The organism is Phenylobacterium sp., assembly GCF_028290885.1.
Taxonomy (GTDB): Bacteria; Pseudomonadota; Alphaproteobacteria; order Caulobacterales; family Caulobacteraceae; genus Phenylobacterium.
Genome location: NZ_JAQGIZ010000111.1, coordinates 1 through 5,062, shown reverse-complemented (window position 1 = coordinate 5,062; position 5,062 = coordinate 1). Strand labels below are relative to the sequence as shown.

Annotated in this window: 4 protein-coding genes and 1 pseudogene; 2 read left to right on the top strand and 3 right to left on the bottom strand. The window is 68.5% G+C overall.

All coding sequences use genetic code 11. From position 1 onward, the window contains the following. Window positions 1-73, bottom strand: a pseudogene (locus tag JWP28_RS07755) (30S ribosomal protein S13); the annotation flags it as partial. A 338-nt stretch (window positions 74-411) separates the two neighbouring features. On the opposite strand from JWP28_RS07755, the gene JWP28_RS07750 reads away from it, so the two are divergent. Continuing rightward, on the top strand, window positions 412-1,737 hold the full coding sequence (locus JWP28_RS07750; protein ID WP_299541754.1) for an amidohydrolase family protein: 1,326 nt from the start codon (window positions 412-414) through the stop codon (window positions 1,735-1,737). Between the two features lie 49 nt (window positions 1,738-1,786). Continuing rightward, a complete protein-coding gene (locus JWP28_RS07745) occupies window positions 1,787-2,812 on the top strand; it encodes an adenosine deaminase (protein ID WP_299541752.1) in 1,026 nt (341 codons plus the stop codon). Here the strand turns inward: JWP28_RS07745 and JWP28_RS07740 are convergent. Then, the gene (locus JWP28_RS07740) at window positions 2,809-3,525 is read right to left on the bottom strand and encodes a hypothetical protein (RefSeq protein WP_299541750.1); all 717 of its coding nucleotides are present in this window, start codon (window positions 3,523-3,525) and stop codon (window positions 2,809-2,811) included. The genes JWP28_RS07745 and JWP28_RS07740 overlap by 4 nt on opposite strands. 17 nt (window positions 3,526-3,542) lie before the next feature. Further along, on the bottom strand, window positions 3,543-5,062 hold a 1,520-nt coding region (locus tag JWP28_RS07735; RefSeq protein WP_299541748.1), incomplete at its 5' end, for a tetratricopeptide repeat protein.

The window sequence follows — 5,062 nt, the reverse complement described above, 5'->3', positions numbered from 1 at the left end:
TCCCATGGATGTACTGAAGCGCGATCACCACGCGCTTGTTAGTCGGAATGTTGACGCCAGCAATACGGGCCACGTGTCGATCTCTCCTGGTCACGCAAGAGAAGCGCGAACGGCGCCCCGGCCCCTCGCCCCGAAGGTCAAGCCGGTTCGTCCTTCGCGCCCTTTCGCGGAAGCGCTCCGTTATAGGGATCGTTGCGGTTCCGTCAACAACGGAAACGCCCATTTATGAACGGAAAAGGGCGGGCGCAAGGCCCTGCCCTGCCCGCGTCCGTACGCATAACACCCCGACTCTGCACGGGGGATGGTTAAGGAAAGCATGAAGACGGCCTGTCAGGCAATCGGCTCGCGCGGCCGGGCTTGCGCCAGGATGGGCGGCGCCGTCACCTAACCCGGCGATTCGGGGAGGGTGCGATGGGTCTGTGTAAGGGTTTGACGGCCGCGGGCGCTTGCGCGGCCCTCCTGGCGATGGCCGCGGCGCCGGCGGCGGCCAGGGATCTGGTGATCCACGCCGGGCGGCTGATCGACGGCGTCGGCAAGGCGCCCAGGACCCAGGTCTCGATCCTGATCCACGACGACCGGATCACCTCTGTAGAGCCCGGCTTCCTCACGCCCAAGGGCGCCGAGGTGATCGACCTCTCGACCTCGACCGTCCTGCCCGGCCTGATCGACGACCACGTCCACATCACCCAGGGCTTCCACAAGGGCGACCCGATCCACACGGCGATGACGCGGACCAACTTCGACGACGCCATCGAGGCGACCGCCTATGCCCGCGACACCCTGATGGCCGGCTTCACCTCGGCCCGTGACGTCGGCGCCGACACCGAGGTGATCGTAGCCCTGAAGCGGGCCATCAACGCGGGCGTCATCCCCGGCCCTCGCCTCTGGGTGGCGGGCACGCCGCTCGGGCCCACCGGAGGGCACGGCGATTCGGCGAACGGCCTCGACCCCGAACTGTCGCATCCGCACTGGACCGACAACCTGATCGACAGCCCCGAGGCCGCCCGGCGCGCGGTGCGGACCCTCCGGCGCGAGGGCGCGGACCTGATCAAGATCATGCCGTCCGGCGGGGTCATGTCGATCGGCGACGACCCTGCCCTGCAGCTGATGGCCGATGACGAGATCAAGGCGGTGATCGAGACCGCCCATGCGCTCGGCATGAAGGTCGCCGCCCACGCCCACGGCAAGCAGGCCATCGATCACGCCATCGCGCTCGGCGTGGATTCCATCGAGCACGGCACCTATGCGGACGCCGAGAGCTACAAGCTGTTCAAGGCGCACGGGACCTATTTCGTGCCGACCATGCTGGTCGGGGCCAAGGTCTACGATCACGCCAAGGCCCATCCGGAGGACCTGAACCCCTCGACCGCCCAGAAGGCCCTGACGGTCGTCCCCTACATGCAGAAGAACCTGCACGACGCCTATGCGGCCGGGGTGAAGATCGCCTTCGGCACCGACACCTTCGGCATGTCCAACCACGGCGAGAACGCCCAGGAGTTCGCGATCATGGTCAAGGCCGGCATGAGCCCGATGGACGCCATCGTGGCCGCCACCTGGAACGCCGCCGACCTGATCGGCGACACCAAGGACATCGGCTCGATCCAGCCCGGCCGCTACGCCGACATCATCGCCGTCGATGGCGACCCGCTGAAGGACGTGACGGTGCTGGAGAAGGTGCCGTTCGTGATGAAGGGCGGGGTCGTTTACAAGGCCAAGAGCCTGCCCACCACGCATTGAGCCGCCGCAAGGCTTGACGCCGGCCGCGCGCCGTCCCGACAGTCGCCGCATGGACAACCTCGCCGAATTCATCCGCGGCCTGCCGAAGGCCGAGCTCCACCTGCACATCGAAGGCAGCCTGGAGCCGGAGCAGATGTTCGAGTTCGCGCGCCGCAACCGCGTCTCGCTGCCGTTTGCGTCCGTGGAAGCCGTGCGAGAAGCCTACGCCTTCTCGAACCTGCAGGACTTCCTGGACATCTACTACCAGGGCGCGGGCGTGCTCCGGACCGAGCAGGACTTCCACGACCTGGCCATGGCCTACTTCCGCCGCGTCGCCGCGGACGGGGCGCGCCATGTGGAGCTGTTCTTCGATCCCCAGACCCACACCGACCGCGGCCTGCCCTTCTCGGTCGCCGCCGACGGCTTGCTCTCGGGCATGGCGGAGGCCGAGCGCACCCTGGGCGTCACCTCCAAGCTGATCCTCTGCTTCCTGCGCCACCTGCCGGAGGAGGCCGCGTTCGAGACCCTGAAGGCCGCCGAGCCCTATCTCGACCGCATCGTGGCCGTGGGCCTGGACTCCTCCGAGGTCGGCCACCCGCCATCGAAGTTCGCCCGGGTCTACGAGGCGGCCCGCGAGCGCGGCCTGAAGCTGGTGGCCCACGCCGGCGAGGAGGGTCCGCCCGCCTACGTCTGGGAGGCGCTCGACATCCTGAAAGTCGACCGCATCGACCACGGCAACCGGGCGCTGGAGGATCCGGCCCTGGTCAAGCGCCTGGCCGCCGAGGGCATGACGCTGACCGTCTGCCCGCTGTCGAACCTCAAGCTCTGTGTGGTCGACGACCTCAGGGCGCACCCGCTGAAGCACATGCTGGCGCTCGGCCTGCGCGCCACCGTCAACTCCGACGACCCGGCCTATTTCGGCGGCTACCTGGCGAAGAACTGGTTCGCGACGGCCGTGGCGCTCGGACTTAGCCGCGAGGAGCTGACGACGCTCGCGCGCAACAGCTTCACCGGATCGTTCCTGACGGAGGCTGAGATCGCCCCGCACCTGGCGGCGATCGACGCCTATGCCGCCAAGGCCGACGGGTCGGCCTAGCCGGCCGTATCCCACAGCCGCGGCGCAGAGCCCTTCGCGTGCACCGTGCGCGCGTACATCGCCCGCCATTCGTCGGCGTAGTCGCAGTCCTCGAAGCCCGGCAGGTAGGGACCGCCGCGGGTGAAATGGGCGACGCGGGCCTGCGGGTTGAAGTCGTACTCGCCCACCAACCAGTTCCACTCCAGCGGCAGGTCCCCGATCTCGGCGTCGCCCGCCAGCCACTTGAACTGGTGCAGCTCGAGCCCCGTCGCCGCCTGCACATAGCCCGGCGTCAGCGCCCGGCAGCGGGCGTTGTTGAGCAGCATGACGCTCGACCAGTTCTTCTTGGCGTAGCGCGACTGGGTGCGGCTGAGGAATTTGACCTCGTCGCGCGGCGTGTAGTCGTGCTTGCAGACCATCACCGCATGACGGTCGTCCGCCAGCGCGAAGAGCTCGCCGATGTCGGCGCGGACCAGCATGTCGCAATCCATGAACAGCGACCAGCCGGCGTAGCTCGACAGATACGGGGTCAGGAACCGGGAGAAGGAAAACTCGGTCGACTGCTGGCTCGTCGCCTCCCGCTCGAAGATCGGTCTCAGGCTCTCCAGGTTGATCGCGGTGAAGCGCACGGGGTGGGCGCTGTGCTCGAGGATGCTCTGGCACAGCACATGGTAGGCCACGATCTCCTGGCGATCGTAGCCGATGAAGACGTCAAGGACGGGTGGTGACTGCAAGCGAACTCCCAGCGCGATCAGGTTCGCGCGGGAGAGCGCACGCGGGCCTTCAGATCCTTCGCCACGCGCGCGATCACCGGCGCCCAGGCGCCCGGCTCGGCTTGCCGGTGGATCTGGGCTGACCGGTACCACGGCATGGTGGAGGCGTGAGCCGTGTAGCGCCAAATCGGGTTGTACGGAACCAGGGTGAGGCACTCCGTCCCCAGAGCGCCGGTCAGATGGACGACGGAGGTTTGCACCGAGACCACGACGTCCAGGTTGGCGATCAGTCCGGCCAGTTCCTCGAAGTCGTCGATGTCCGCCGGGGGGAAGATGCGGATCGGCCGCTGCAGATCGGCATTGACGGCCTGAACCTCGGCCGACGGGTCACCGTACTGCAGGCTGACGAAATCACAGTCGAGCAGGTCGAGCAGCGGCGCGAAGTCCGCCAGCGCCAGGGAGCGCTGGCCCGCGCCCGTGGCCAGCGTCCCGCCACGCCAGGAGAGGCCGATCCGCAGGCCCGTCGGCCGCGGGCCCAGGCGCGCCGCCCAGCGTTCGCGGACCTCGGCGCTCGGCCGCAGGTATGGGGCGCCCGGGAAGTCCTCGAGCCGGTTGCGGAAGATGTGCCCCAGGCTGCCCATGGCGATCACCTTGTCGAACGCCGCGCGCGGAAGGTTCGCGCCGCTCGGATCGAAGAAGCCCACGCCCTCGAAGGAGTTGGAAAACAGCCTCAGCAGGCGAGGGTCGCACACGGTGGCGACGCTGGCCGCCGCGGCCGCCAGGTCGGGGATCATGCTGGCGAACATGACCTGGTCGCCGATCCCCTGTTCGGCGACCAGCAGCACCTTGGCGCCCCTGACGTCGTCGATCCCCTGGCGCAGATCCAGGCGCTCGCGGACCTGCGGCGACACGGCGGCGGAGGAGGTGGCGATGAACAGCTCGTTGCGCCAGCGATATTCGAAGTCGCGCCAACCGCCCTCGAAGTCGCAGGTCAGCAGTCGGATGGCCGCGCGCTGATAGTAGGCCAGCTGATCTGCGGGCCGCAGGGCCACGGCCTGGTCGAGCAGGGCCAGCGCTTCGGTATATTGCCGGAGCGCGGCGCGGGCGATGGCGGTCTTGATCAGCGTTTCATAGGGCTCGGCCGACAGCTTGGCCGCCTCGCGATAGCTCTCCAGCGCCTCCTCGAAGCGGCCCAGGCCATAGAGCGCATCGCCGCGCATGATAAGGCCCTCGGCGTGCCGATCCCGCGCCAGGGCCTCGTCGGCGGCCGCCAGGGACTCCGCATGGCGCTCGACCAGGTTGAGGAGGATGCCCAGGTTCCGGACGGCGATCCGGTTCCGAGGATCGAGGCCGATCGCGGCCCGGTAGCAGCTCTCCGCCTCATCGAGCCGGTTCAGCGCCTTCAGCGCGGAGCCCCGGTTCACGAGCGCGTTCACGTGGTTCGGCGCGATCTGCAGCGCGCGGGCGAAGCTGGCTTCGGCGGCGTCTGCCCGGCCCAGGCCCAGTTGGACTATGCCGAGTTCGTGCGCGGCGCGCAGATTGCCCGTGTCCCGGCGAA